Below are 25,469 nucleotides of genomic sequence, written 5' to 3'. Positions count from 1 at the left end.
GCCGCACCCCTTACGCGGGGACGCGGTCGCGCATCATCTCGCGCGCCGCTTCCGGCGCCATCGGTTCGGAAAACAGCATGCCCTGCAAGGCGTCGCAGCCGTGCGAGGTCAGGAAATCCATTTGGGCGCGTGTTTCGACCGCCTCGCCGATGACGGGCATGTTCAGGTTGTGGCCGATATCGATCAGGGTGCGCGCCATGGTGCTGCCTTCGCCGCCCTCGGGATCGTCGGCGGCAATCGAATGGACCGCTTCCTTGGCCAGTTTCAGCTGCCCCACGAACAGTTCGCGCAAAAAACCCAGATCCGAAATGCCGTGGCCGAATTCATCGACCGACAGTGTCAGGCCATGCTGTCTCAGCTGGATTGCCAGGTCGCGCACCTGGCCGGGATTGCGGATCAGGGTTTCCTCGCGCAGTTCGATTTGCAGGCTGTCGGGCGCCAGGCCGTGCTGTCCCAGGCGGCTGGCGATGCCGGAGACGAAGTCTTGCTGGCCATATTCGCGCGCCGAGACATTCACCGTGACGGGCACGTCCGTAATGCCGAGCAGCTTCAGGTCGGCGAGAAAAATACAGGCCTGGTCGAGCACCCAGGCGCCGAACTGGACGATGCGGCCGTTTTCCTCGGCTTCCTGGAGGAAGGAGGAGGGCAGCAGCACGCCGTGCACCGGATGCTGCCAGCGCAGCAGGGCTTCGAAGCATTTGACGCGGCCGCTGCGCGCATCGATCGAAGGCTGGTAGAGGACGAACAATTCCTTGCGCTCAATCGCGTGCGCCATGCCGGAGTCGAGTGCCTGGCGCGCTTCGGTGGTCGACTTCATGTCGCTGGAAAAGAAATGGATGTCGTCGCGTCCGCTCGCCTTGGCATGGTACATGGCGACGTCGGCTGCCCGGATCAGGTCGGCGGCAGTGGCGCCGTCGTGGGGGTACACGGACACGCCCAGGCTCGCGCCGACCGCAATTTCCTTGTGCATGAACGAGACCGGCTGGGACAGGCCCTGGCGCAGGCGCTCGATCATGCGCAGCGTGAAGCGCAGCGAAGGCTGGTTGACCAGCACCAGCACGAATTCGTCGCCGGACAGCCGCGCCACGGTGTCGCTGTCGCGCACCGAGGCCTGCAAGCGCCGCGCCACCACCTTCAGCACCACGTCCCCGGCTTCGTGGCCGGAACTGTCGTTGATGTTCTTGAAGTTGTCCAGGTCGATCAGCACGACGGCCACCATCGACTTCTGGCGCTGCGACAGGTGCAATGCCTGCTCGAGCCGGTCCCATAGCAGGTTGCGGTTGGCCAGGCCGGTCAGGGGATCATGGTTGACCTCGTGCTCGAGGTGGGCCGTGCGCTGCTTGTTGGCGGTCACGTCCATGAGGATGCCGATGAAATGGGTGGTCTCGCCATGCTCGTCCTGGACCGGCGTGATGCTCAGGTCGTTCCAGAACAGCTCGCCATCCTTGCGCAGGTTGCGAAACACCACGTTGACCGCACGGCGCGCGACGATCGCATCGTGCACGCGGGCGCGTTCGCCGGCGTCCATGCCGGGCGCCGCCATGAAACGCGAGTCGCGCCCCATGACTTCGTGGGCCGAATAGCCGCTGATGCGCTCGAAGGCCGGGTTGACGTATTCGATCGGGCAATCCGGCCCCTCGATGCGCGTGATGACGATGCCGTTGTTGGCCGCATGCAGGGCGCGCTCGCGCAGGCGCAGGGCGCCTTGCTGGCGGCGCAGTTCGGAAATGTCGAGCCCCATGCCGAACAGGTATTGCCCGCCGTTGCAGTCGATGCGCGAGCCGCACAGCAGCATCGGCGTGTCCTGGCCGCTACGCGCGATGACGTCGGCTTCGAGCATGACTTCCTCGTTGTTGTCGAATACGCGGCGGATGTGCTCGGCAATCATGGGCCGGGTTTGCAGGTCGAACAGTTCGAGGGCGTTGGTGGCGGCGGTTTCCTCGGGAGTCAGCCCCGTGATGCGCTCGTGGTTGTGGTTCCACAGCACGAAACGGCCGTCGCGGTTGATGGCGTAGAAGGTACCTGGCAGGACGTCGACCACCCGCGCCAGCGGGGTGCGGCCGACCAGCACCGATTCGGGCGTGTCCTCGTCGTGCAGGTTGTCGATGGCGGCGACCCAGAAACGCGTGGTCCCGTCGAGCCCGGTCTGTGGCTGCAGCGTGAGCTCGGCATGGATGGCGCCGCCGTTCGCATGGCGCAGCACGACCTGGTTGGCCTGGCCGTGGTTTTCCGTCAGGCCTTGCCAGCGTTCCTCGCTGTCGTGCGGATCGATACCGATGAGCACGGCGCCGAGCGACTGGCCGATCATGGCGGCGGCCGCGAATCCGAGCAGTAGCTCGCAGGCGCTATTCCAGGCCGCAATGTTGCCAGATTCCTCGAGCAGGAAGGCGGCACGGGCAGTCGGTATGGACGTGGTCATGCTTGGCGCCTTTGCGAGGATTGGCAACCTCAGTTGGACTCGCTCAGCCTACCTCCGTTCCCGCAATCGTGTCGCACTTGTGTAAAAACAAAAAAACCACTCCGGGGAGTGGTTTTCGATGTCGAGGCGCTGTCGCAGCTTATGCCGCCGCGCTTTCCACAAGCGGCGGCAGGGCAATGCCGTTGCCGACGCTGAACTGGTAGTCCTTGAACACGTGCTCGGCGCTCAGGATCTGGTAGTTGCCGTCGGCCAGCTTGTGGCTGGTGTCCTTCAGGCGATAGGTGTAATGGCCGCAGGTCCAGCAATTGAAGTTGCGCATGTGCGTGCACAGGCAGGTCTTGTCGAGCACCGGCGGATTCTTGACTTCCGGGTTGGCCAGCACTTCGCGGTTATACGAATTGATGTAGGCGCAATTGCCGGTGGCGTCGAGCAGGTAGCCATAGGACTCGCAACCGGGGCGGATCCCCGAGCCGATCGCCGGCGTGCTTTTCAGCATGCGCATCGGGTAGCCGGTGGGCGAGATGCCGTTGACGATGATGTCTTCTTCGCTGGCGCGGAAATACTCCTGCTTGACCTCGTCGGGCAGGCCGCATTCGCGGGTAACTGTAAAGCGCGTCGCCACCTGCACGCCGCCGACGCCTTTTTCGAGGAAGCTGACGGCGTCCGAACCGGTGAACACGCCGCCGGCCGCGATCAGCGGGATGTCGATGTTTTCCATGCGCATGTAGGCCAGGATTTCGTCGATGATCGTATGCAGGTCGTATTTGCTCCAGTCCGAGCCGAAGCCGAGGTGGCCGCCGGCCAGCGGGCCCTCGACGATGATGAAGTCGGGCAGGCGGTTCAGGCGCGAGATCTTGCGCAGGAACAGTTGCAGGGCACGCACGGAGGACACGATGATGCCGAGTTTCGCTTCGCGGAAGCGCGGGTGGTCCTTGATCAGTTCGAAGGAGCCGAGGTGCAGGCCGGCCGACATGGTGATGCCGTCGATGCCGGCGTCGAGCGCCGACGACAAGCGCGTGCGCAGCGTTTCCTTGGGCGCATTCATGGTCAGCTTTTCCATGCAGTTCACGAAAATCAGGCCCTCGCCTTTTTTCGCCGCCATCGTCGCGCCCACGTGCAGGCGGGTCGCCTCGGCCAGGCGCTCGAGGTCGAACTGCACCACCGCCTTGTCCATGTTGTTGATGTTGAACTTGTAGAGCTTGGTCTTGTCCTTGACGAAGGTCGTATCGAACTTGCGGTCCGACACGTCCTGCACCATCGCATCCGAGATATGGCCGATGCCGCCCAGGCGCGCCGCCTCGAGTGCCAGCTCGGAGGTCGAAATGTCCACGCCCATTCCGCCGATCATGATGGGCACATATTCCTTGTTGCCCAGACGCAGGCGGAAATCATCAACACGTTTCATTGCTATCCTTAGACTACCAAAGTGACGTTCGCTCAGCGCCAGGCTATTGCCGACGAGCGAGTTGGTGCAAGCTTCATTCTACCTCAAGGGGCATGGGGGCGAACGAGGCGTGCGCGGGCACGCGCCCCGGGTGGACCGGCTGGCTAGTCACGGAAGTTATTGAATGCCAGCGGCAGGTCGAGGATGTCCTTTTTCAGCAGGGCCATCGCGGCCTGCAGGTCGTCGCGCTTGGCGCCGGTGACGCGCACGCTTTCGCCCTGGATGCTGGCCTGGACCTTCATCTTGCTTTCCTTGATCGCCTTGGTGATTTTCTTGGCGTCGTCGGTCTCGATGCCGTTGCGCACCTTGATCAGCTGCTTGACCTTGTCGCCGCCGATCTTCTCGATCTTTTCCTCGTCGAGGAAGCGCACGTCGACCTTGCGCTTCGTCATTTTATTGACGAGCACGTCGCGTACCTGGCTCAGCTGGAAATCGGAGTCGGCGAACAGCGTCAGTTCGCGTTCCTTCTGCTCGACCTTGGCCGAGCTGCCCTTGAAGTCGAAGCGGGTGATGATTTCCTTGTTCGATTGCTCGACGGCGTTCTTCACTTCGACCATGTCTGCTTCGCAGACCACGTCAAACGATGGCATGGCGGTTTCCTTTTATCTGATAAAGCGTAATTATTAGTGGCAGTATTCTAAACGACAAGCCCGGCGGCGCGGATGGTTTTTGCCGTTCAAGCCGGGCTTGCCACTATAATCGAGCGGTTTTCCGCTTGCCTCTGCCGCTCATGCACCCGAATCTCCCGATCGAACACGACTTCCCGCTGCAAGGCCTGAATACCTTCGGCCTGGCGGCGCGGGCGCACCGCTACCTGCGCGTGACCGAAGCCGGCCAACTCGCCCGCTTGCACGCGCAAAGCGAGCTGGCCGGCTTGCCACGCTTCGTGCTCGGCGGCGGCAGCAACGTCCTGCTCACGCGCGACGTCGAAGCGCTGGTGCTCCACATGGCGATCCTGGGCCGCGCCATCGTCGAGGACGAGGGCGGGCAGGGCGAGCATGTGCTGGTGCGCGCCGGCGCCGGCGAGAACTGGCACGCTTTCGTCGATTACACGATCGACCAGGGCCTGGGCGGGCTGGAAAACCTGTCGCTCATTCCCGGCACCGTCGGCGCCTCCCCGATCCAGAACATCGGCGCCTACGGCCTCGAGATCAAGGATGTTTTCGACTCGCTGACCGCCTTCGACCAGGCCAGCGGTGCGCTGCGCACCATGCGCGCGGCGGACTGCCGTTTCGGCTACCGCGACAGCATCTTCAAGCACCCGGACGGGGCCAACCTGATCGTGCTCGACGTGACGTTTTCCCTGCCGCGCGCCTGGCAGCCGAACCTGCGCTACGCCGAGCTGGCCAATGCGCTGGCGGCGGCGGGCATCGAGGAGCCGACGCCACGCCAGGTGAGCGACACCGTGGTCGCCATCCGCCGCCGCAAGCTGCCCGACCCGGCCCAGCTCGGCAACGCCGGCAGCTTCTTCAAGAACCCGGTGGTGACAAGCGCGCAGTGTGCGGCCCTGCTCGCGCTGCATCCGCAACTGGTGCACCATGCGCAGCCCGATGGCAGCGAAAAGCTGGCCGCCGGCTGGCTCATCGACCAGTGCGGCTGGAAAGGCAAGGGCATCGGCGCTGCCGGCGTCTACCCGAAGCAGGCGCTGGTGCTGGTGAACAATGGCGGGGCGACGGGGGCCGAGGTGCTGGCGCTGGCGCGCGCGATCCAGGACGATGTCATGGCCCGCTTCGGCGTGATGCTGGAACCGGAACCGATCGTCGTTTAAGCGTGCGCCTCAGGCGGCGCGCTTAAACGCGGAAGGCGAAGACGCGGTTGCGTCCGCGCGCCTTCGCCGCGCCGACCGCTTCGCCGGCGCGGGCAACCACCGCTTCGAACACGCTCTCGTCGTCGGGGATGGTCGTCGCCACGCCGATCGACATCGTCACGATGCGCCGCTCGGGCATGGGATGGGCCAGGGCCAGGCGTTCCAGGGCCGCGCGGCAGCCTTCGGCCACCTGCACCGCGCCATCGAGCTTGGTGTCCGGCAGCAGGATCGCGAAGCGCTTGCCGTCGTAGCGCGCCGCCAGGTCCGACGGGCGCTTGAGCTGGCCGGTCAGCACGCCGGCCAGTTTGCGCAGGCACAGGTCGCCGGCTTCGCGCCCGAGGCGTTCGTTGAAATAGTCGAAATTGTCGATGTCGCACACCAGCAGCGAGAGTGGTTGGGCGCTGCGGCGGGCGCGCGCCCATTCGGCCAGCGCCGCTTCGTCGAAGCGCGCGCGGCTTGGAATGCCGGTCAGCGGATCGACGCCGGCATGGCGGTCGAGCTGGGCCTGGATGCGCGCCAGCGTGTCCTGGCTGTCGCGCAGGCGATTGAGGGTGTCGCGGCGCTCATCGGCGGCGCGGCCGACCGCCGCGTGGTAGCGCAGGCGCGCCAGCATCTCGAAGCTGCCGGGCAGCGTCGACAGGTAATCGGTGGCGCCGGCGGCAAACGCGGCGTCGCGGTGGCGGCCATCGCAGCCAGGGGCCAGCACCAGCAAGGGCAGCGCGCGCATGGTCTCGTCGAGGCGGCATGCGCGCAGGAACTCGCTGCAATCCTCGGCGCCGGCCAGGGCGCGGATGACGACCATAGGCCGCGTCGCGGCGGCCTGGCGCGCCGCGCCGGCGGCGTCGGCAAGAACCAGTTCGATGTCGCCGGCTTCCAGCAGCATTTCGCGCAGCGCAGCCACGAAAGGCGGTGCGCCCACCAGCAGCACGCGGCATGAAATGTGGGGCGACTGGAATGCGAGGGCTGGTGACATCGAAATAGACGAATAGTTCAGGGCGGGCCATTTTACCCCGAGGTAATGACAAGTTGTTGCAGTTAATCCATCTAGCGTGCCTGCATACAACGGTCTGCGGCGCTGGGGACGGATCGGCTATCCTCCCTGCATAACTGGAGAGGAGAGCCGCATGAAAGCCATCGTTACCGGCCACAGTAAAGGCCTGGGCGCCGCCATCGCCGCCGAACTTCTCGGGCGCGGAATTTCCGTATTGGGCCTGGCCAGGAGTGCTGCTCCAGGCCTGGCCAGCCGCTTCCCGCAACTGCTGCGCGAGATCGGGATCGACCTGTCCGACGGCGCCGCATTGACGGCATGGCTGGCCGGCGCCGCGCTTCCCGACTACTTGCGCGGCGAGGGCGAGGTGCTGCTGGTAAACAACGCCGGCGTGGTCTGGCCCGTCGGCCCGCTCGCCGCGCAAGACCCCTTCGATGCCGTGCGCGCGGTGACCCTGAACGTGGCCGCGCCGCTGGCGCTGGCCGCCGCCACGGTGCGCGCGAGCGGCGGCGCCCAGCGCCGCATCCTGCATGTGTCGAGCGGCGCCGGGCGCGGCGCCTATCCCGGCTGGAGCGTCTACTGCGCCACCAAGGCGGCGCTGGACCGCCACGCCGAAGCGGTGGCGCTCGACGCCGACCCGTCGGTGCGGGCCTGCAGCCTGGCCCCCGGCGTAATCGACACCGGCATGCAGGCCGAGATCCGCGCCACGCCGCAGGAGCGCTTTCCGCTGAAGGCGCGTTTCGTGGAGCTGAAGCAGGCAGGCGCACTGGCCTCGCCTGAAGAATGCGCGCGCAAGCTGGTCGGTTATTTGCTGGCGGAAGACTTCGGATCCAGGCCGGTGGACGACCTGCGCAGCGCCTGAGGGACCAGGCGTGGCGTCGAACGCAGCGGGACCGTCGAACGGATACGGGCAGTTCCGCTCAGCACGCGCATCACCAGGGCGGCAGGCACGCCGGTTTCGTACATGAATGCTTGCGCCACACGGCAGCCGAGATTTTCGCGGTAGGCGATTGCGACATCGATCAGCGTGGCAAGGATCGGGTCTGCGCGGCGCTCCGCCTGAGACTCATTCGACGCGTTTTTCACACTCTTTTCCGATCATCATGCGACGGTGCGCGCATTATCTCGTTTCCGATTTCTAAATAATTGAAAACGCGCATCGCTGACTATTGTGTGCATGAGCCGTGGGAAAAAACAATGGCACGATATTAAGCATGCAGTCAATAAAAGGCGTATGCAGTCCGGATAACTCACCTACAGAAAAAATTCCGACCCTTCCTTATTCCGCGGGGCGTCAAGCGCTTCACTCGTATATTCCACTTATTTTCCACGCTTGTAGCTGTGTAGGCGCGCTCCTACGCGGCTATGGTGATGTATTCAACGATAGCGAGATTAAATGGTCGCAGGAAGTTTCTAGTGTGTGCTTTTTCTGACACCTGAAAATTTATGCAGGTCGCGTAATTTGTGTGCTAACTTATTCATTACAACGATGCCCGAGGAGACGCGATGACTGTCCCCGGAGAAGTGAATCCGACACGGCGGCACGTATCCGTCACTGCGGGCCTGACTGCCGTTGCAGCGCTGGTGATCGTCTTCCTCGAAGATCCATCACAGCGGATGATTCCCCAGCATGGGGGTGTTGCGGGAGGAAGGGCTGAAACAGCTGCGGCCAGGTCCTCGCCGGCGGTGCGCCAGGCGCGCTACCGGCAATTCGATGCCTCGACGCGCCTCATCCGGCCGGCTGCCACGAGCAGCACGGCACCGATGCTGTCACCAAGTAAATAAGCTGCGCATGCATGCGCGCATGAAAAAAGCCGCCCGCAGGCGGCTTCACAGGATGCGGCAAACGCTTTACTGCCCGCGCTTGGCCCTGGCCTTGGCCGCAATCCGCATCCGCAGCGCATTGAGCTTGATGAAGCCGCCCGCGTCGGCCTGGTTGTAGGCGCCGCCGTCTTCGTCGAAGGTCGCGATGTTCATGTCGAACAGCGAATCCGTCTTCGAATCGCGCGACACCACGATCACGTTGCCCTTGTAGAGCTTGACGCGCACCCAGCCGTTGACGGTGGCCTGGGTATGGTCGATCAGGGTCTGCAGCGCCACGCGCTCGGGCGCCCACCAATAGCCGTTATAGATCAGGCTGGCGTAGCGCGGCATCAGGTCGTCCTTCAGGTGCGCCACTTCACGGTCGAGGGTGATCGATTCGATCGCGCGGTGGGCGCGCAGCATGATGGTGCCGCCCGGGGTTTCGTAGCAGCCGCGCGACTTCATGCCGACATAGCGGTTCTCGACCAGGTCGAGGCGGCCGATGCCGTGCTTGCCGCCCACGCGGTTCAATTCGGTCAGCACCTCGGCCGGCGACATGCGCTTGCCGTTCAGAGCGACGATGTCGCCGCCTTCGTATTCGATGTCGAGGTATTCGGCTTCATCCGGCGCCGCTTCCGGCGACACCGTCCAGCGCCACATCGATTCCTCGGCTTCGGCGCTCGGGTTTTCCAGGTGGCGCCCCTCAAAGCTGATGTGCAGCAGGTTGGCGTCCATCGAATAGGGCGCGCCGCCGTTCTTGTGCTTCATGTCGACCGCGATGCCGGCGTCTTCCGCGTATTTCAACAGCTTCTCGCGCGACAGCAGGTCCCACTCGCGCCAGGGAGCGATGATTTTCACGTCCGGCTTCAGGGCGTAGGCGCCGAGCTCGAAGCGGACCTGATCGTTGCCCTTGCCGGTGGCGCCGTGCGAGACGGCGTCGGCGCCGGTTTCATTGGCGATCTCGATCAGGCGTTTCGCGATCAGCGGGCGCGCGATCGAGGTGCCGAGCAGGTATTCGCCTTCGTAGACGGTATTGGCGCGGAACATCGGGAACACGAAGTCGCGCGTGAATTCCTCGCGTACGTCGTCGATGTAGATGTTTTCCGGCTTGATGCCGAATTTGATGGCTTTGGCGCGCGCCGGTTCGAGTTCTTCGCCCTGGCCGAGGTCGGCAGTGAAGGTGACGATTTCGCAGCCATAGTTATCTTGCAGCCATTTCAGGATGACGGAGGTATCGAGGCCGCCGGAGTAGGCAAGGACTACTTTTTTGATGTCGCTCATGGGAGGTTCCAGTGTGGAGGGGGTGAGATGGTCAGCCGGCCGCTGTTAGACACTACAGGGCCGACGATCAAACAGGCTTACTGCAAAAATCTTACTGTGTTTCGATACGACCGAGCAGCAGGTACTCGATCAGCGCTTTTTGCACGTGCAGGCGGTTTTCGGCTTCGTCCCAGACCACCGACTGCGGGCCGTCGATGACCTCGGCCGATACTTCTTCGCCGCGGTGCGCCGGCAGGCAGTGCATGAAGACGGCGTCCGGGGTCGCGCGTGCCATCTTGGCGGCGTCGACGATGAAGCCGTCGAAGTCTTTCAGGCGCTGCGTGTTTTCCTTTTCAAAACCCATGCTGGTCCAGACATCGGTGCTGACCAGGTGCGCGCCTGCGCAGGCATCCGCCGGGTTGTCGAAACGCGTGTAGCGTTCGGTGGAGACGAGCGCCGGATCGAGCTCATAGCCCTTCGGCGTCGAGATGTTGAGGTGGAAGCCGAAGGTCTCGGCGGCCTGCAGCCACGAGTACAGCATGTTGTTGGCGTCGCCGATCCAGGCCACCGTCTTGCCGGCGATCGGACCGCGGTGCTCGTAGAAGGTGAAGATGTCGGCCAGCACCTGGCAGGGGTGGTGCTCGTTGGTCAGGCCGTTAATCACCGGCACCCGCGAGTTGGCGGCAAAGCGCTCGATGATGTCCTGGCCGAAGGTGCGCACCATGATGATGTCGCACATCCGGCTCATCACCTGGCCGGCATCCTCGACCGGCTCGCCGCGTCCCAGCTGGCTGTCGCGCGTGTTCAGGTAGATCGCCGCGCCCCCGAGCTGGTGCATGCCGGCTTCGAAAGACAGGCGCGTGCGCGTCGAGCTCTTCTCGAAGACCATCACCAGGGTACGGTCGACCAGCGGGTGATAGACCTCGTAAGCCTTGAACTTGCGCTTGATGAGCTTCGCGCGTTCGATCACGTACTCGAATTCGTCGAAAGAGAAGTCGGAGAACTGCAGAAAATGTCTGATCGGCTTGATCGGGTCGGTGCCTGGCATGTCGTGTCGTGTCGGGGATCGGTGGTATCCCTCCGATTATAAGGGTTTTGCTTGACGCTAGGGAAAGCCGCCCAGTTTTCGACCGATGAACCGGTTTTGACCCTGTAATTTGACGAAATCGATTAAAATGGTATTCCTGCAATACTTACCGATCGAAGCCAAGCATGCACCAACAGACTCCAGGCGCCGGGGTGCCAGCCTTCCTCCAGGGCGGCGGACAGATGGGCGAACGCATGCGCGCATTCGACTGGCAGGCTTCCTCTCTCGGTACGCCGGACACCTGGCCGCAATCCTTGCGCTCGGCGGTCTATGCCTGCCTGCATTCGCCCGTGCTCGGCACCGTGCTGTGGGGCCCGGATTTGTGCATGCTGTACAACGATGCCTACATCGCCTCCATGGCCGACCGCCATCCCGATGCGCTGGCGCGTCCGGTGGCGCAAGTCTGGGGCAGCGCCTGGGAGCAGGTTTGCGCGCCGTTCTACCGCACGCTCGAGACCGGCGAGGGTTTTCTTCAGGAAAACGTCGAATTGCCGATTTTGCGTAAGGGCAGGCAGGAAACGACCTGGTGGAGTTTCACGGCGACCCCGATCATCGGCGAAGACGGCCGTATCGCCGGACTGCTCAACCAGGGTTTCGAGATCACCGGCCAGGTGCAGGCCGAGCGCGTGCGCCAGCGCGAGTCGGCGCGGCACCGCTATGCGCTGCAGCAGATACCGGGCTTCGTGGCGATCCTGTCCGGGCCCGAGCACATCTACGATTACGTCAACGATGCCTACATCGCCATCGCGGGGCAGCGCGATTTCGTGGGCCGGCCGCTGCGCAGCGTCTTCCCGGAGCTGGCGAACCAGGGCTTTGCCGCGCTGCTCGACCGGGTGTACGCGAGCGGCGAACCGTATTCCGCCCTCGCCACGCCGGTGCGCCTGCGGCGCGAGCTCGAAGAGCGCTTCGTCGACCTGCTGTACCACCCCATGCGCAACGAGCAGGGCGATGTGTCCGGGATTTTCGTCAGCGGTTACGATGTCACCGAGCGCATCCGCCTCACGCGCGAGCTGCGCGCCAGCAAAGAGCACTTGCGCATCGCCCTCGATGCCGCCGCCATGGGCACCTGGAGTGTCGACCTCGAGACCGGCGTGTCGCGCCGCTCCGAGCGGCACGATGCGCTGTTCGGCTATGCCACGCCCCAGGACAGCTGGGATATGGAGGCTGCCGAGCGCCATGTGGCCCGTGCCGACCTGCCCTTGATGCGTGCAGCCCACAGGCGCGCGCTGCACGGTGGCGAACTGCAATACGTCGTGCGGATCGGCGCCGGGGCCGCCGAGCGCTGGATCGCCATGACGGGCAAAGTCTACCGCGACAAGAGCGGCAAGGTAGTCCGGATGGCCGGCGTCGTGGCCGACGTGACCGAACGCCGTAAAGTGGAATTGGCTTTACAGGCGATTACCGCCAACCTCGAGGAGCGCGTTGCCCAGCGTACCGAGGAGCTGTTGAAGATCGAACAGGAACTGCGCCAGAGCCAGAAAATGGAAGCGGTCGGCCAGTTGACCGGCGGCGTGGCCCACGATTTCAACAACGTTCTGCAGATCATTTCGGGCAACCTGCAGCTCCTGCGCCTTGCCTTGCCGGGCAACCAGCATGCGGCCTACCGCATCGGCGTCGCCGAGGCCGCCGTCGAGCGCGGCGGCAGGCTGTCGGCCCAGCTGCTCGCCTTTGCGCGGCGCCAGCCCTTGCAGCCGCGCGTGATCGACCTCGGCAAGCTGCTGGCCGCCATGGACGACCTGCTGCGGCGCGCTACCGGCGAAGCCGTCGATGTCCGCATCGCGGCCGGTCCCGGGCTATGGCATGCGCTGGTCGATCCTCACCCCCTGGAAAACGTACTGCTCAACCTCGCCATCAACGCCCGCGACGCCATGGGCGGACGCGGCGCCCTGGCGATCGAAGCGCGCAACTGCCGGCTCGGCGAGCCGGGCGAGCCGGGCGCAGCGGAGCTCGGCGCCGGCGAATACGTCGTCATCACGGTTGCCGACAGCGGGCCCGGCGTTCCCCCTGCCATCGCCGAGAAGATCTTCGAACCCTTTTTCACGACCAAGCGCGAAGGCGAGGGCACCGGGCTTGGCCTGAGCATGGCCTATGGCTTCCTGCGCCAGAGCGGCGGCAACATCGTGCTCGATTCCCGGCCGGGGAAGGGCGCCGCATTCCGCCTCTACCTGCCGCGCAGCCGGGAGGCGCTCGACGAGCTGCAGGAGGCGGCGCCCGGCCCGGCCGTCGGCGGCGCCGAGACGATCCTGGTGGTCGAGGACAATCCGGCGGTGCGCGACACGGCCGGCGACATGCTGCGCGGCCTGGGCTATACGGTGCTGCTGGCCGGCGATGCGTCGGAAGCGCTGGCGCTGCTCGGCAGCGGCGTGCCGGTCGACCTGTTGTTTACCGATGTGGTGATGCCCGGTGCGATGCATGGCCCGGAGCTGGCCGAAACAGCGCGCGCCCTGGTGCCCGGCCTTCCCGTCCTGTTCACCTCCGGGTACACCCAGGGCGCCTTCGAACGCGACAGGCTGGGACCCGAAGTCGAACTGATCGGCAAGCCCTACCGCAGCGAAACGCTGGCGGCGCGCCTGCGCCAGTTGCTCGACGCCGGAAGCGCGCCGCCGGCGTTTCCAGCGTCCGGCCACGCCCCGCATTCCCGTCCGGGTCCGGCGGCGCGCCGGCGGGTGCTGCTGGTCGAGGACGACGCGGATGCGCGCGCGCTGACCGTCGAGCTCCTGACGCTGCTCGGCCACGACGCCCGGTCCGCCGCCAGCGCCGAACTGGCGCTGGACATCCTGGCGCGCGAACCGGCGGACGTCCTGATGACCGACATTACGCTGCCAGGCATGTCGGGAGTGGAGCTGGTCAAGGAAGTGCGGATGCGGTATCCGGCCATGGAAACGATTTTCTCGAGCGGCCATGCGCAGCCCGCGAGCGCCCGCGCCACCGACAAATACCTGCTCAAGCCCTTCGGCATCGACGAACTCGAGGCCATGCTGCGCCCGGATTAATACAGGGTCTGCGCCGACTCGTGCAGCAGCTGGCCGTAGAGTTCATGGCGGTGGCGCGCGATCTTGCCGCCGGCAACCGCATCCAGCACGGCGCACTGCGGCTCGGCCAGATGGCGGCAGTTGTAGTACTTGCAGCCGCCCAGGTAGGGCGTGAATTCCACGAAGGCGCGTTCCAGCATGCCTTCGCTCAGGTGATACAGGCCGAATTCCTGGAAGCCCGGCGAATCGATGATGGCCGAGCCGTCCGGCAGCCAGTACAGGCGCGTGAAGGTCGTCGTGTGCTTGCCGGTGTCGAGCGCAGCCGAAATCTCGCGCACGGCGATGTCGGCATCCGGCACCAGCAGGTTGATCAGCGAGGATTTGCCCATGCCCGACTGGCCGATGAAGATCGACGACTGCCCGGCCAGCAGCGGGCGCAAGACCGCCATTGCATGCTCCGGATCGGCGGTGGCCGACACTTCGTGCACCGGGTAGCCGAGCGCGCCGTAGACGCCGGCCCGTTCGCGCGCGCGCGGCAGCAGGGCTTCGACGTCGGTTTTATTCAGGATCAGGTGGGCCTCGATGCCGGCCGCTTCGGCCGCCACCAGCGAGCGCGACACCAGGTCGTCGGCGAAGCCCGGTTCGGTCGCCACGACGATGAACAGGCGCGTGATGTTCGCCGCCAGCAGTTTCGATTTGTACTGGTCCGAGCGATACAGCAGGGTCGTGCGTTCGGCGATCTTTTCGATCACGGCCTGGTTGTTCGAGGTCTGCACCAGGTGCACGACGTCGCCGACGGCGACATTGGTTTTTTTTCCGCGCGTGACGCACTGGAATTTCTCGCCGCCGACGTCGGCCAGGTAGTGGCGTCCGTGGGCCGCGATGATGGTGCCGCTCAATTTGCTGTCTTTGGTGTCACTGCTCATGCATGCGTCCGTTCTTCGTAAATGGCGTCGGCTTTGGCAGCGCAGACAAAATCGTTCAGCGAGACCGTATGGCCCGCCGAGTGGGTGGTATAGGAGACGGTACAGTGGCGGTAGGCCACCTGCAGCTCGGGGTGGTGGTTTTGAAAGTGGGTCATCCAGGCCAGCGCGTTCACGAAGGCGATCGTCTCGTGGTAATCCTTGAATGCATAGACGCGTTCGATGCGGCCGTCGATGCGGCGCCAGGCCGGCAATCGGGCCAGCAGGGCCGCCGCCTCGTCAGCGGGGAGGGCAGGGGCCTGGTCGACGCAGCGCTGTTGCACCAGTGTCATGCCGCCGCACCCCGCCGTGTATTCAACTGTGCATTCAGCTGCGCGATGCGTACCGATGCCGGCGGATGCGAATCGTAGAAGGCCGAATGCACCGGGTCCGGCGTCAGGGTCGAGGCATTGTCCTCGTACATCTTGACCAGCGCCGACACCAGCTGGCTGGCGTCGCTGTGCTTGGCCGCGAAGGCATCGGCTTCGAATTCGTGCTTGCGCGAGGTGATCGAGTTCAGCGGGCCGAGGACGAAGGTGAAGATCGGCAGCACCAGCATGAACAGCAGCAGCGCCATGGCGTCGTTCGGCGCCCCCAGCATGGGTGTGACGCCGAGCCCCGTATAGAACCAGCTCTGCTCCTTCAGGTAGCCGAGCAGCGCCAGGAAGCCAAGCGACAGGGCGAACATCACGACGATGCGCTTGACGATGTGACGCAGCTTGAAGTGGCCGAGTTCGTGCGCCAGCACGGCCTCGATCTCGGGCCCCGACAGGCGCTCGATCAGGGTATCGAAAAAGACGATGCGCTTGGCCGCGCCGAAGCCGGAAAAATAGGCGTTGCCATGTGCACTGCGGCGGCTGCCGTCCATCACGAACAGCCCTTTGGAGGCGAAACCCACCCGTGCCATCAGGCCTTCGATGCGGTTTTTCAGGCTTTCGTCGGCCAGCGGCGTGAATTTATTGAACAGCGGCGCGATCACGGTCGGATACAGCACCATCATCAGGAGCTGGAAGCCGCTCCAGACGCACCACACCCACAGCCACCACAGGTCGCCGGTTTTCTCCATCAGCGTCAGCACGACCCACAGCAGCGGCAGGCCGATGGCGGCGCCCACCAGCACGCCCTTGGCCATGTCCGTCAGCCACAGGCCGCGCGTCATCTTGTTGAAGCCGAAGCGTTCCTCCAGCACGAACTGGCGGTAGTAATCGAAAGGCAGGTCGAGCAGGCCGGAGAGGATGGCGAAGGCGACCACCAGCAGGATCTGATGCTGCATACCGGGACCGGCCACCTGCAGCAGCGCGTTCGATAATGCCTGCAGCCCGCCCAGCAGCGTGAAGCCGACCAGGGTCAGGCCGCCCCACAACAGGCCGGCGATGCCGAAACGGGTCTTGGCGACCGTGTAGTCGGCCGCCTTGCGGTGCGTATCGAGCGACACCTTGTGCGAGAATTCGTCCGGCACGCGGTCGCGATGGCGCAGCACATGGCGGATCTGGCGATTGGCCAGCCAGAAACGCAGGCCGAGTGTGAGCACGAAGAAAACGACGAACAAAACCGAAAACGCGAACGAAGACATTGCGTGCCTGTGAGAAAATGCAGGATTGATTAGGCAAAGAGAGAATTATGTCACAAGCGACCGAGATAGCAGCACCCGCCCCGACGCCGGCGCAGCCCCACCGTCCCAACGAGATGAACCTGGTCTGGGTCGACATGGAAATGACCGGTCTCGACCCGGACAACGACCGCATCATCGAAGTGGCCGTCGTCGTCACCGACATGCACCTGAACGTGCTGGCCGAAGGCCCGGTCTTCGCGATCCACCAGTCGGATGAAACGCTCGACAAGATGGACAACTGGAACAAGGGCACCCACGGCCGTTCGGGCCTGATCGAGCGCGTGAAAGCGTCGACCGTCAGCGAAGCCGATGCCGAAATGGCGCTGATCGCCTTTTTGAAGAATTTCGTCCCGGCCGGCAAGTCGCCAATGTGCGGCAACACCATCTGCCAGGACCGCCGCTTCATGGCGCGCGGCATGCCGAAACTCGAAGCCTTCTTCCACTACCGTAACCTCGACGTGTCGACGCTGAAGGAACTGTGCCGCCGCTGGAAGCCGGAACTGGCTTCAGGCTTCAAGAAACACCAGAAGCACACGGCGCTGGCCGACATCATCGAATCGGTCGAAGAGCTGAAGTACTACCGCGAGCATTTTATTAAGCTGTAATCCGCAAGCTGTACCGCGCATGTTGCAAGTGTTCAGCTCGTGCGCGGCCATGCCGCTTTCCTGTGCGAGAATTGCGGATGCCCGGAATTCTCTTACGCGGATCCTCATCCGCCCCCGCCAGCGGCGTGCGTGCGCTGCTGGCCACGCGCGACTGGCGCGATCATCCGCTCGGACATCCCGATGCCTGGCCGCCCGAACTGGCGACCGCTTTCGGCATGGCCCTGAACTCGTCCTTCCCGATGTTCGTCGCCTGGGGCCCGGACCTGCGCTTCCTGTACAACGACGCCTATGCCGTCATCATGGGGGACAAGCATCCGGCCGGCTTCGGCCAGCCGTTCTATCAGGTGTGGGGGGAGATCTGGGACGACCTGGTGCCGATCATCGACCGCGCGCTGTCGGATAAATCCGCCTTTTTCGAAGACCTGCCCTTGACAGTCGAGCGCCAGGGCTATCCCGAGCAAGGCTATTTCACGTTTTCGTATTCGCCGCTGCATGACCGCAGGGGCGGCGTCGCTGGCATGTATTGCACGGTCATGGAGACAAGTTCCCGGGTGCTGGCCGAGCGCCGGACAACACTGGAACTGAGGCTGTCGGATGCCCTGCGCCCGCTCGGTTCGCCCGACGAGGTGCTGGCCACGGCCGGCGCCCTGCTGGGCCAGGAACTGGGCCTCTCGCGCGCCACATATGCCGAGGTGGACGACGCCTGCCATGCCTTCACCGTGCGCCACCAGTGGAACGCCAGCGGTGCGCACGAGCTGTCGCGCGCGACCTATCCGCTCGACGGCTTCGGCCCGACGCTGGCCGCCCTCACGCGCGGCGGCGAGACGCTGGTTGCGAACGATACCGAAACCGATCCGCGCTGCAGCGAGGCCCGGGACATCTTCCGCGCCGAAGCGGCCGGCGCCGTGCTGACCGTGCCGCTGATGCGCAGGGGCCGGCTGGTTGGCTTCCTCAGCCTGAACCGCACCGAGCCCTACCACTGGACCGATGCCGACGTGCGCTTCACGCGCGAAACGGCCGAGCGCACCTGGGCCGCGCTGGAAACGGCGCGTGCCCAGGCCGCCCTGCGCACCGAACGCGACCGCAGCCGCTATATCTTCGACACCATGACCGAGGGCTTTGCGCTCATCGGCCCGGACTGGACCATCCTCGAAATGAATGCGGAAGGCTTGCGCATCTGCAACAAGACCGCTGGCGAGGTTGTCGGGCGCGGTCACTGGGAGCTGTTCCCGGAAGTGAAGGGCACCGAGGCCGGCGCCATGCTCTACCGCGCCATGGACGAACGCCAGCCCGGCGCTGTCGAGTACGTGCTGCCGCAGATCGACGGGCGCAGCGGCTGGAACGAGATCCGCGCCTATCCGACCCAGGACGGCGGCGTCGCCGTGTTTTTCCGCGAAATCACCGACCGCAAGCTGGCCGAAGAAAAACTCAAAGAGGCCGACCAGCGCAAGGACGAGTTCCTGGCGATGCTGGCCCACGAGCTGCGCAATCCGCTGGCGCCGATCAGCGCGGCAGCCCAGTTGCTCGACATCGGTTCGCTCAACGAAACGCGGGTGCGCCAGAGCAGCGCGATCATCGGGCGCCAGGTGCGCCACATGACGCGCCTGGTGGACGACCTGCTGGACGTGTCGCGCGTCACCCGCGGCCTGATCGAACTCGATAAAACCACGCTCGAACTGCGCACCATCGTCGACGAAGCGGCCGAGCAGGTGCGCCCGCAACTGATGGCGCGCGGGCAGCGCCTGGCGCTGCACCTGCCGGCTTCGCCCTTGATGCTCGAGGGCGACCGCGCGCGCCTGGTCCAGGTGCTCTCCAACCTGCTCGGCAACGCCGTCAGGTATTCGCCCGAGGACCGGGCGATCGACGTGCATGCCCACGCCGACCGGGAGCACGGCATGCTGGTGCTGCGCGTGGTCGATGAAGGCATCGGCATGGACGCCGAACTGACCGAGCGCGCTTTTGACCTGTTCACCCAGGCCAAGCGCTCCTCTGACCGCTCGCAGGGCGGGCTCGGGCTGGGCCTGGCCCTGGTGCGCAACCTGGTCGAGCTGCACGGCGGCAGCGTCACCTGCGAAAGTCCGGGCCTGGGGCAGGGCAGTACCTTCACCCTGCGCCTGCCGCTGGCGGTGCCGGTGGCGAGCGCGCAGCGGGAACTGCCGATGGACCGGCCCGTGGCGCGCGCCCTCAGCATCATGGTGGTCGACGACAATGTCGACGCCGCCGGGATGCTGGCGATGCTGCTGGAAGTATCGGGGCATACCGTGCTGGTCGAGCACGCGCCATTGCGCGCGCTGGAGCAGGCGCCCGCGGTGCGCCCGGACGTGTTCCTGCTCGACATCGGCCTGCCCGACATGGACGGCATCGAACTGGCGCGGCGCCTGCGCGCGCTGCCGGAAACAGCGCACAGCGTGCTGATCGCGGTGTCGGGCTATGGCCAGGAGCAGGACCGCCGCGAGGCCCTCGCGGCGGGATTTTCCGAGCACCTGGTCAAGCCGGTCGACTTCGAGCGCCTGGCGGCGGTGCTGGCGAGCGTGCGCGTGGACCGCGACGCTCTCGCGCTTTAACGCATCTGCGTGTAATTGACGGGAATGAAGCGGTAGCCCTTGCCCTCGCTGCGCAGGTAGCCCAGTCCCGGGAATTGCAGGTGCGCCCCGCCGATCAGGGCGCCGTCTTTCGCGGCGGCGTCGAACAGCTTCTTGCGCGCCGCGGCTGCCGCTTTCTGGTCGCCGTCGAAGCCGATCGTCACCGCCGGGTTCTCGAACTGCACTGCCGCCACGTGGATCAGGTCGCCGACGAGGACCATCTTCTTGCCGCCGCTTTCCACGACAAAGGTGGTGTGGCCCGGTGTGTGGCCGTGCCCGCCCTGGGAGCGGATGCCAGGAGTGACTTCGACGTCGCCCTCGAAGGTCTTGAACTTGCCGGCCTTGACGTAAGGGTCGAGCGCCGCCATCGCGTTCTTGAACGTGTCCTTGCCGCTTGCCGGCGCCTTGTCCATATTGGCCTGGCTCAGCCAGTGGTCGGCTTCGCGCTTGGCTGCGCGCACCAGCGCGTTCGGGAAAGCCATTTTCGACTGCGCCACCAGGCCGCCCAGGTGGTCGCTGTGCATGTGCGTCAGGTAGATCTCGTCGACCTGCTCGGACGTGTAGCCGGCCGCCTTCATGTTGACCAGGAGTTTGCCCAGGGTCGGCCCGAACAGCACGCCGGCGCCGGTGTCGACCAGGACCAGTTTGCTGCCGGTGTTGATCAGGAAGGCATTGTCCGAGGTTTCCAGCGGCGCCTTCAGGTGCGCTTTCGCCAGCGCGGCCGTGGTCTTGTCGGCCTTCTGGGTCAGCAACTTGTCGACCGGCAGGTCGACCGTGCCGTCCGAAACCGGGGTGACTTCGAAGTCACCCAGCATGATGCGGGCATAGCCGGGGGCAGGGGTCTTCGCCATCGGCGCGGCCGCGAACGAGGGGGCGGCGATGCAGGCGGCGGCGCAGGCGGCGGCCAGGGTGCGCAGGGCAGCAGTGCTCAAGCGTGGGGTCATGGATTCTCCAGTGTTATTGATGTTGATATGTTCATGAGGCTGTCGAGTATCGTACATCAACCCGGGATGGCCTGCCGAGGCCAAGGCGATGGGCGCCCCGCGCAGACGCAGCGGAACGCCCGACCGCTTATTTCGCCGCGAATGCCTTTTTCAAGGCATCGGCCGCAAACTGCTGCGCCTCTTTCGCTTTCGGCACGACGGCTCCCATGCCGAAGAACTCATGCGTCACGCCCTTGTATTCCCGGTAGCTGACCGCAACGCCTTCGGCCTCCAGGCGGTCGGCGTAAGCCTTGCCCTCCGATAGCAGCGGGTCGATCTCGGCCGTGATCACCGTAGCCGGCGGCAGGCCGCGCAGCGTCGCCGCCTTCATCGGCAGCGCATACGGATTCTTCGGGTCGCCCTTGTAGTGCTTGAAGAACCAGGCCATCATCGCCTTGTTGAGCGGCTTGGCGTTGGCATTGCGCTTGTACGACGGCCGGTTCATGTCGTTGTCGACGACCGGATAGACCAGCAGCTGGTGCACCGGCAGTGCGACTTTCTTGTCGCGCGCCATCAGCGACACCACGGTGGCCAGGTTGCCGCCGGCGCTTTCGCCGCCCACTGCAACACGCGTCGGGTCGCCGTTCAGCTCGCGCGCATGGTCGACCGTCCACTGGTAGGCGATGAAGGCGTCGTTCGGCGCGGCCGGGAAGGGATGCTCGGGCGCCTGGCGATAGTCGACCGCCACCATGATGGCATTGGCCAGCTTGGCCAGCGCGCGCGGCGACGCGTCGTAGACCTTGGTGTCCGCGATCACGAAGCCGCCGCCGTGGTAATACACCATGATCGGGAACGGTCCCTTGCCCTCGGGCGTGTACACGTGCACCGGGAAGCTGGCGTCGCCGCTGCCGATCGTCACCGTCTTGACCGTGACGCCTGCCTCCGGCGCCGCCGACTTGCCCATGTCCGTCAGCACCTTCTTTACCGCATCAGCCGGGGTCGGCTGCTTGCGCGCTTCTGCCGGGGTCAGCAGCTCGATTGCCTTCGGTTTCAACGCGGCCATCGCGTCCAGCACTTTTTGCATGTCCGGATCGGCTTTTGGCGGCTTGGCCGATTGGGCCATTGCGCCCGTTGCCAGCAGAACGCCGGCGGCCAGGAGTGTGAGCGGGAGCATTTTTTTCATTTTCTACCTCGTATTGTCATTGGCTGCACGCAGCGCGGCGCGCTGCCCGTGGATGCCAGATGGGTCAGGATCGCCGATCCCGGCCTGTTTCATCGGTGCGGGAACGCGCATTTGATGGATTTGACGAACCTGATAACAGCGCGCAGATGGCCACTTGTGGTGTAATCGCAGTCTTTGCCTGAAGCATTTTCATGTACGCAACAATCATCGGATGGCTGCACGGTTTCCTGCCGCAGCCACTCGCCGCTGGCCGGCTCGACCGTGTCCGTTCGGCGTTCGGCGCCGCCTTCGGCCTGGGCGCCGCCGCACTCTTGACCACGCTGCTGGCGCCCGGCACGGCGGCGTGGCTGGTCGCACCGATCGGCGCAACCAGCGTGCTGCTGTTCTGTTTGCCTGCCAGCCCGCTGTCCCAGCCCTGGGCGGTGGTAGGAGGCAATACCCTGTCGGCGCTGGTCGGGGTGGCCTGCTTGCGTTTGCTGCCCGATCCGCTGCTGGCCGCGCCGCTCGCGGCCTGCCTGGCGATCGCGGCGATGTTCGCGCTGCGCTGCCTGCATCCCCCGGGCGGGGCGGTGGCCCTGACGGCCGTGCTCGGCGGCCAGGCCGTGGTCGACGCCGGCTTCCTGTTCGCCCTGGCGCCGGTGGCCATCAATTCGGTGCTGATCGTGGCGGCCGCGCTGCTCTACAACAACCTGACCGGGCACCGCTATCCGCACGGCCAGCACGCCGCCGACAAGAACCCGCATGCCACCGGCGACGCGGCGCCACAGGCGCGCCTCGGCATCACCGAGGACGACCTGGAAGCGGCATTGGAGCGCTACGGCGAAGTGCTCGACGTCAGCCGCGACGACCTGCTGGCCATCGTCGAAAATGCGCGCCAGCTGGCGCTGGCGCGCATCTTGCGCGAGCGCCGCTGCGGCGAGCTGATGTCCACCCACATCGTGGCGCTGAACCCGCGCGACACGCTCGACCATGCGCGCACGCTGCTGCTGCGCCACCGCCTGCAGTCGCTGCCGGTGCTCGACGGCGCGCGCCGTATTCTAGGTAGCCTGTCCTGGGAAGACCTGCTGCGCCAGGCCGGCTGGACCGGCCGCCTGCGCGCGCTGGTGCCCGGCGCCGGCCAGCGCGTCGCCGCCCTGATGCAGCCGCGCGTCGCCGCCATGGATGCCGGCGCGCCCCTGTCCGACCTGCTGCCGCTGCTGCGCGACGACCGCCACCACCACGTCGTCATCACGGGGCAGGAGGGGGCGGCGGTCGGCATCGTCAGCCGTTCGGATTTGCTGGAGGCGCTGCTGGAGCGGAAACTGGAAACGGCATGAACCCTACCGCAAACGCCGCTGCGCAATGCGCGTCAGGAGCGCGTTCAACACCGTCAGATCGACCGGCTTCGCAAACAAATCGTTGAAGCCGGCCGCCAGCGCCTGCTGGCGGTCCTGTTCCTGGGCATAGCCGGTCACCGCAATGAGCACCGCGCCGTTGGTCGCCGGCAGGGCGCGCAGGGCGCGCGCCAGGTCGAATCCGTTCATCCCCGGCAAACCGATGTCGAGCAGGCAGACGTCGGGCGCGAAGCCGGGCAGGGCGTCGAGCGCACTGCGCCCCGTGTTGGCAACCGTTACCTGGTGCCCGACGGCCTCGAGGAACATCGCCAGCGTCGCCGCGGCGTCTTCGTTGTCGTCGACGATGCCGATGCGTAGCGGCCGCAAGCTTTCTGTCCGCGGCGCGCCGGCCTCCTGGCCGGCCTGCGCCGGAACGCCGCTCGAGCGCGGCAGGCGCACCTGGAAGGTGGTGCCGGTATCCGGCCCGTCGCTGCTGACCTTGATCGTGCCGCCGTGCAGCAGCAGCAGGCTTTTCACGAGGGCCAGGCCGATGCCGAGGCCGCCCTGGCTGCGGTCCAGGCCGCGCTTGCCTTGGGAGAAAAGCTCGAAGGCGTCCGCGATCAGTTCGGGCGTCATGCCGATGCCGTCGTCACGTACCGTGATGACCAGCTGCTCGTCCGCCGTTTCCAGGGACACGCCGATGTTGCCGCCGTTGGGCGTGTATTTCGCGGCATTCGACAGCAGGTTGGTCATCACCTGCACCAGGCGCTTGCGGTCGCCCAGCACGGTCGCATGCGCCGGCGCCAGGTCGAGCGTGAGCCGGTGGCCGTGCTTTTCGACCAGCGGGCGCACCTGTTCGATGGCGTCGGCGATCACGTCCTTCGCGTCGAGCTCTGAAGTGACCAGGTCGACCCGCCCGCGCGTCACGCGCGACACGTCGAGCAGGTCGTCGATCAGGCCGGTCATGTGCCTGGCCTGGCGCGCGATGATGGCGCTGGTGCGGTGCACGGTGGCCGGATCGACCGCGTGGCCGGACAGGATCGCGGCGGCCGAGGTGATTGGCGCCAGCGGATTGCGCAGTTCGTGCGCCAGCATGGCCAGGAATTCGTCTTTCTTCTGGTCGGCCTGGCGCAGGGCTTCCTCGGCCCTGATGCGGTCGGTGACGTCCATCTGGGCGACCACGGCGCCGACAATGGCGCCGGAGGCGTCGCGGATCGGCGCGCCCTGGTTCAGCACGATGCGCCGCCGCGGCGGCATGTCGAAGGACTCGACCTCGATGATCTGGCGCGGCGCAGCCTCGCCTTTCAAGGCCCGCGTCATCGCCCATTCGTCCTCGCGCAGGCGCTGGCCGTGCTGTTCCGAACCGTCCGCCCACCAGCCCTTCCACTCGCGGTATTCGGCGACGTCGTGCGACATCGGGTGGCCGCCCCAGATCTTGCGGTTCTCGGCGTTGACATGGACGAGCGCGCCCCTGGCGTCGGAGACGATGATCCCGACCGGCACCGTTTCGAGCAGCGCGTCGAGGCGGCGCCGCTCATCCTCGGCCTGGCGCGCGGTCGCCAGCGCCTCGGCCTGGCTGCGCTGCAGGGCCTGCTCGGCGTTCTTGCGTTCGGTGATGTCGCGGTAAAACACGGCCAGGCCGTCATTGGCGGGATAGGCGCGGATGTCGAGCCAGTAGCCGCGGCCGTCGGGGAAGATATATTCCTGCTCAAAATTGACTGCCACCCGCTGCGCCATCGCGTGCTTGTAGTGGCCCGCCAATGGCAGCGCTTCCGAGCCGGGCCAGATTTCCCAGTGGGTCAGGCCCAGCATGTCCTGGCGCCCGCGCTGCTCGATACGCATGGCCCCTGCGTTAATCTGGCGCAGGCGAAATTCGGCATCCAGAAAAACGAAGCCTTCTTCCATCCCTTCCAGCAGGCGCTGGCTCTGGTCGCGCTCGAGCCGCAGTTCTTCTTCGACCGCTTTCTGTTGCAGCAGCAGGTCTTCCTGGTCCTTGAAAGCCTTGCGCAGCTCGATCAGGCTCATCACCTGGCGCGCCAGAGTCTCGAGCACGAACTGCTGCTGGCTTGAAAGGCCCTGCGGCCGCGCTTCGAGGTCGAGCACGCACAGGGTGCCGAGCGGAGTGCCGTCGGCGCTCTTCAAGAGTTCGCCGGCGTAGAAACGCAGGCCGGGCGCGCCCGTCACCAGCGGATTGTTGGCGAAACGCGGGTCCAGCCGCGTATCGGGCACGACCATCTGCCCTTCCTGCAGCAGGGCGAACTTGCAGATCGAGTCGTCCAGCGGCATTTCGCGCGTGCCCAGCCCGATCTCCGACTTGAACCACTGGCGGCCTTCGGCCAGCAGGTTGACGGCGGCGATCGGCGCGCCGAGCAGCTGGCTGGCAAGGCGCGTCAGGTCGTCAAAAGCGCGTTCCGGAGGCGTGTCGAGAATGCCATAGGCGTCGAGCACGGCAAGGCGCGCCTGCTCGGCGCCGGGGGAGGGCGGGATGGTCGTCAAGGTGGCTGCCGGT

19 protein-coding genes are annotated in these 25,469 nt (G+C 65.6%); 6 read left to right on the top strand and 13 right to left on the bottom strand.

Annotated features, from left to right (window positions below):
- Positions 1-10: 10 nt before the first annotated feature.
- The 3 genes from AC56KZ_RS04215 to AC56KZ_RS04205 form a co-directional block, all read right to left on the bottom strand.
- Positions 11-2,419: an EAL domain-containing protein gene (locus AC56KZ_RS04215; protein WP_497160867.1), complete on the bottom strand. Its 2,409-nt coding sequence runs from the start codon at positions 2,417-2,419 to the stop codon at positions 11-13.
- 139 nt (positions 2,420-2,558) lie between these two features.
- A complete protein-coding gene (locus AC56KZ_RS04210) occupies positions 2,559-3,824 on the bottom strand; it encodes a nitronate monooxygenase (protein WP_497160866.1) in 1,266 nt (421 codons plus the stop codon).
- A 143-nt stretch (positions 3,825-3,967) separates the two neighbouring features.
- Positions 3,968-4,453 (bottom strand): YajQ family cyclic di-GMP-binding protein, encoded by a 486-nt coding sequence (locus AC56KZ_RS04205; RefSeq protein WP_497160865.1) that lies wholly within the window; start codon positions 4,451-4,453, stop codon positions 3,968-3,970.
- A 140-nt stretch (positions 4,454-4,593) separates the two neighbouring features.
- Between AC56KZ_RS04205 and murB the strand changes: the two genes are divergently transcribed.
- Positions 4,594-5,631, top strand: a complete 1,038-nt coding sequence (murB, locus tag AC56KZ_RS04200; protein ID WP_497160864.1) for a UDP-N-acetylmuramate dehydrogenase — start codon at positions 4,594-4,596, stop codon at positions 5,629-5,631.
- A 22-nt stretch (positions 5,632-5,653) separates the two neighbouring features.
- Here the strand turns inward: murB and AC56KZ_RS04195 are convergent, their stop codons facing one another.
- Positions 5,654-6,643 (bottom strand): GGDEF domain-containing protein, encoded by a 990-nt coding sequence (locus tag AC56KZ_RS04195; RefSeq protein ID WP_497160863.1) that lies wholly within the window; start codon positions 6,641-6,643, stop codon positions 5,654-5,656.
- 151 nt (positions 6,644-6,794) lie between these two features.
- Between AC56KZ_RS04195 and AC56KZ_RS04190 the strand changes: the two genes are divergently transcribed.
- Positions 6,795-7,520: an SDR family oxidoreductase gene (locus AC56KZ_RS04190; protein WP_497160862.1), complete on the top strand. Its 726-nt coding sequence runs from the start codon at positions 6,795-6,797 to the stop codon at positions 7,518-7,520.
- Here AC56KZ_RS04190 and AC56KZ_RS04185 read toward each other — a convergent pair.
- The 3 genes from AC56KZ_RS04185 to argF all read right to left on the bottom strand — a co-directional run bounded on the left by AC56KZ_RS04185 (position 7,463) and on the right by argF (position 10,769).
- The gene (locus tag AC56KZ_RS04185; protein WP_497160861.1) at positions 7,463-7,744 is read right to left on the bottom strand and encodes a hypothetical protein; all 282 of its coding nucleotides are present in this window, start codon (positions 7,742-7,744) and stop codon (positions 7,463-7,465) included. The genes AC56KZ_RS04190 and AC56KZ_RS04185 overlap by 58 nt on opposite strands.
- Positions 7,745-8,509: 765 nt before the next feature.
- On the bottom strand, positions 8,510-9,742 hold the full coding sequence (locus AC56KZ_RS04180) for an argininosuccinate synthase (protein WP_497160860.1): 1,233 nt from the start codon (positions 9,740-9,742) through the stop codon (positions 8,510-8,512).
- 91 nt (positions 9,743-9,833) lie between these two features.
- Positions 9,834-10,769, bottom strand: coding sequence for an ornithine carbamoyltransferase (gene argF / locus AC56KZ_RS04175; RefSeq protein ID WP_497160859.1), 936 nt, complete (start codon positions 10,767-10,769; stop codon positions 9,834-9,836).
- Between the two features lie 164 nt (positions 10,770-10,933).
- Here argF and AC56KZ_RS04170 point away from each other — a divergent pair, with 164 nt between their 5' ends.
- A complete protein-coding gene (locus tag AC56KZ_RS04170) occupies positions 10,934-13,801 on the top strand; it encodes a response regulator (RefSeq protein ID WP_497160858.1) in 2,868 nt (955 codons plus the stop codon).
- Here AC56KZ_RS04170 and rsgA read toward each other — a convergent pair.
- From rsgA to AC56KZ_RS04155, 3 genes are read right to left on the bottom strand one after another with little or no spacing between them, the layout of a single operon-like run.
- Positions 13,798-14,706 (bottom strand): ribosome small subunit-dependent GTPase A, encoded by a 909-nt coding sequence (rsgA, locus tag AC56KZ_RS04165; protein WP_497160857.1) that lies wholly within the window; start codon positions 14,704-14,706, stop codon positions 13,798-13,800. The genes AC56KZ_RS04170 and rsgA overlap by 4 nt on opposite strands.
- Positions 14,703-15,035, bottom strand: coding sequence for a 4a-hydroxytetrahydrobiopterin dehydratase (locus AC56KZ_RS04160; RefSeq protein WP_497160856.1), 333 nt, complete (start codon positions 15,033-15,035; stop codon positions 14,703-14,705). Before AC56KZ_RS04160 ends, rsgA begins: the two co-directional genes overlap by 4 nt.
- Complete coding sequence (locus AC56KZ_RS04155) at positions 15,032-16,315, bottom strand: M48 family metallopeptidase (RefSeq protein ID WP_497160855.1); 1,284 nt, start codon at positions 16,313-16,315, stop codon at positions 15,032-15,034. Before AC56KZ_RS04155 ends, AC56KZ_RS04160 begins: the two co-directional genes overlap by 4 nt.
- Before the next feature lie 47 nt (positions 16,316-16,362).
- Here AC56KZ_RS04155 and orn point away from each other — a divergent pair, with 47 nt between their 5' ends.
- Both orn and AC56KZ_RS04145 read left to right on the top strand, forming a co-directional pair.
- Entirely contained in the window at positions 16,363-16,959 is a 597-nt protein-coding gene (gene orn, locus AC56KZ_RS04150) for an oligoribonuclease (RefSeq protein ID WP_497160854.1), read from the top strand.
- Between the two features lie 77 nt (positions 16,960-17,036).
- A complete protein-coding gene (locus tag AC56KZ_RS04145; protein ID WP_497160853.1) occupies positions 17,037-19,523 on the top strand; it encodes a hybrid sensor histidine kinase/response regulator in 2,487 nt (828 codons plus the stop codon).
- On the opposite strand, the gene AC56KZ_RS04140 is transcribed toward AC56KZ_RS04145, so the two are convergent.
- Positions 19,520-20,485, bottom strand: a complete 966-nt coding sequence (locus AC56KZ_RS04140; protein ID WP_497160852.1) for an MBL fold metallo-hydrolase — start codon at positions 20,483-20,485, stop codon at positions 19,520-19,522. The genes AC56KZ_RS04145 and AC56KZ_RS04140 overlap by 4 nt on opposite strands.
- Positions 20,486-20,612: 127 nt before the next feature.
- Positions 20,613-21,647 (bottom strand): alpha/beta hydrolase, encoded by a 1,035-nt coding sequence (locus tag AC56KZ_RS04135; RefSeq protein ID WP_497160851.1) that lies wholly within the window; start codon positions 21,645-21,647, stop codon positions 20,613-20,615.
- A 191-nt stretch (positions 21,648-21,838) separates the two neighbouring features.
- On the opposite strand from AC56KZ_RS04135, the gene AC56KZ_RS04130 reads away from it, so the two are divergent.
- The gene (locus AC56KZ_RS04130) at positions 21,839-22,963 is read left to right on the top strand and encodes an HPP family protein (RefSeq protein ID WP_497160850.1); all 1,125 of its coding nucleotides are present in this window, start codon (positions 21,839-21,841) and stop codon (positions 22,961-22,963) included.
- A 3-nt stretch (positions 22,964-22,966) separates the two neighbouring features.
- Here AC56KZ_RS04130 and AC56KZ_RS04125 read toward each other — a convergent pair whose 3' ends face one another.
- Positions 22,967-25,456: a hybrid sensor histidine kinase/response regulator gene (locus AC56KZ_RS04125; RefSeq protein WP_497160849.1), complete on the bottom strand. Its 2,490-nt coding sequence runs from the start codon at positions 25,454-25,456 to the stop codon at positions 22,967-22,969.
- Between the last annotated feature and the right edge of the window lie 13 nt (positions 25,457-25,469).

The sequence above is a fragment of the Telluria sp. LT2P34 genome (assembly GCF_059685915.1).
The sequence above is the reverse complement of the archived record's forward strand: the minus strand, read 5'-3'. Positions and strand labels throughout refer to the sequence as shown.

Bases quoted from the DNA above. Each gene is read 5' to 3' on its own strand.
- AC56KZ_RS04215 (WP_497160867.1), bottom strand. From the start codon at position 2,419: ATGACCACGTCCATACCGACTGCCCGTGCCGCCTTCCTGCTCGAGGAA.
- AC56KZ_RS04210 (WP_497160866.1), bottom strand. From the start codon at position 3,824: ATGAAACGTGTTGATGATTTCCGCCTGCGTCTGGGCAACAAGGAATAT.
- AC56KZ_RS04205 (WP_497160865.1), bottom strand. From the start codon at position 4,453: ATGCCATCGTTTGACGTGGTCTGCGAAGCAGACATGGTCGAAGTGAAG.
- murB (WP_497160864.1), top strand. From the start codon at position 4,594: ATGCACCCGAATCTCCCGATCGAACACGACTTCCCGCTGCAAGGCCTG.
- AC56KZ_RS04195 (WP_497160863.1), bottom strand. From the start codon at position 6,643: ATGTCACCAGCCCTCGCATTCCAGTCGCCCCACATTTCATGCCGCGTG.
- AC56KZ_RS04190 (WP_497160862.1), top strand. From the start codon at position 6,795: ATGAAAGCCATCGTTACCGGCCACAGTAAAGGCCTGGGCGCCGCCATC.
- AC56KZ_RS04180 (WP_497160860.1), bottom strand. From the start codon at position 9,742: ATGAGCGACATCAAAAAAGTAGTCCTTGCCTACTCCGGCGGCCTCGAT.
- argF (WP_497160859.1), bottom strand. From the start codon at position 10,769: ATGCCAGGCACCGACCCGATCAAGCCGATCAGACATTTTCTGCAGTTC.
- AC56KZ_RS04170 (WP_497160858.1), top strand. From the start codon at position 10,934: ATGCACCAACAGACTCCAGGCGCCGGGGTGCCAGCCTTCCTCCAGGGC.
- rsgA (WP_497160857.1), bottom strand. From the start codon at position 14,706: ATGAGCAGTGACACCAAAGACAGCAAATTGAGCGGCACCATCATCGCG.
- AC56KZ_RS04160 (WP_497160856.1), bottom strand. From the start codon at position 15,035: ATGACACTGGTGCAACAGCGCTGCGTCGACCAGGCCCCTGCCCTCCCC.
- AC56KZ_RS04155 (WP_497160855.1), bottom strand. From the start codon at position 16,315: ATGTCTTCGTTCGCGTTTTCGGTTTTGTTCGTCGTTTTCTTCGTGCTC.
- orn (WP_497160854.1), top strand. From the start codon at position 16,363: ATGTCACAAGCGACCGAGATAGCAGCACCCGCCCCGACGCCGGCGCAG.
- AC56KZ_RS04145 (WP_497160853.1), top strand. From the start codon at position 17,037: ATGCCCGGAATTCTCTTACGCGGATCCTCATCCGCCCCCGCCAGCGGC.
- AC56KZ_RS04140 (WP_497160852.1), bottom strand. From the start codon at position 20,485: ATGACCCCACGCTTGAGCACTGCTGCCCTGCGCACCCTGGCCGCCGCC.
- AC56KZ_RS04135 (WP_497160851.1), bottom strand. From the start codon at position 21,647: ATGAAAAAAATGCTCCCGCTCACACTCCTGGCCGCCGGCGTTCTGCTG.
- AC56KZ_RS04130 (WP_497160850.1), top strand. From the start codon at position 21,839: ATGTACGCAACAATCATCGGATGGCTGCACGGTTTCCTGCCGCAGCCA.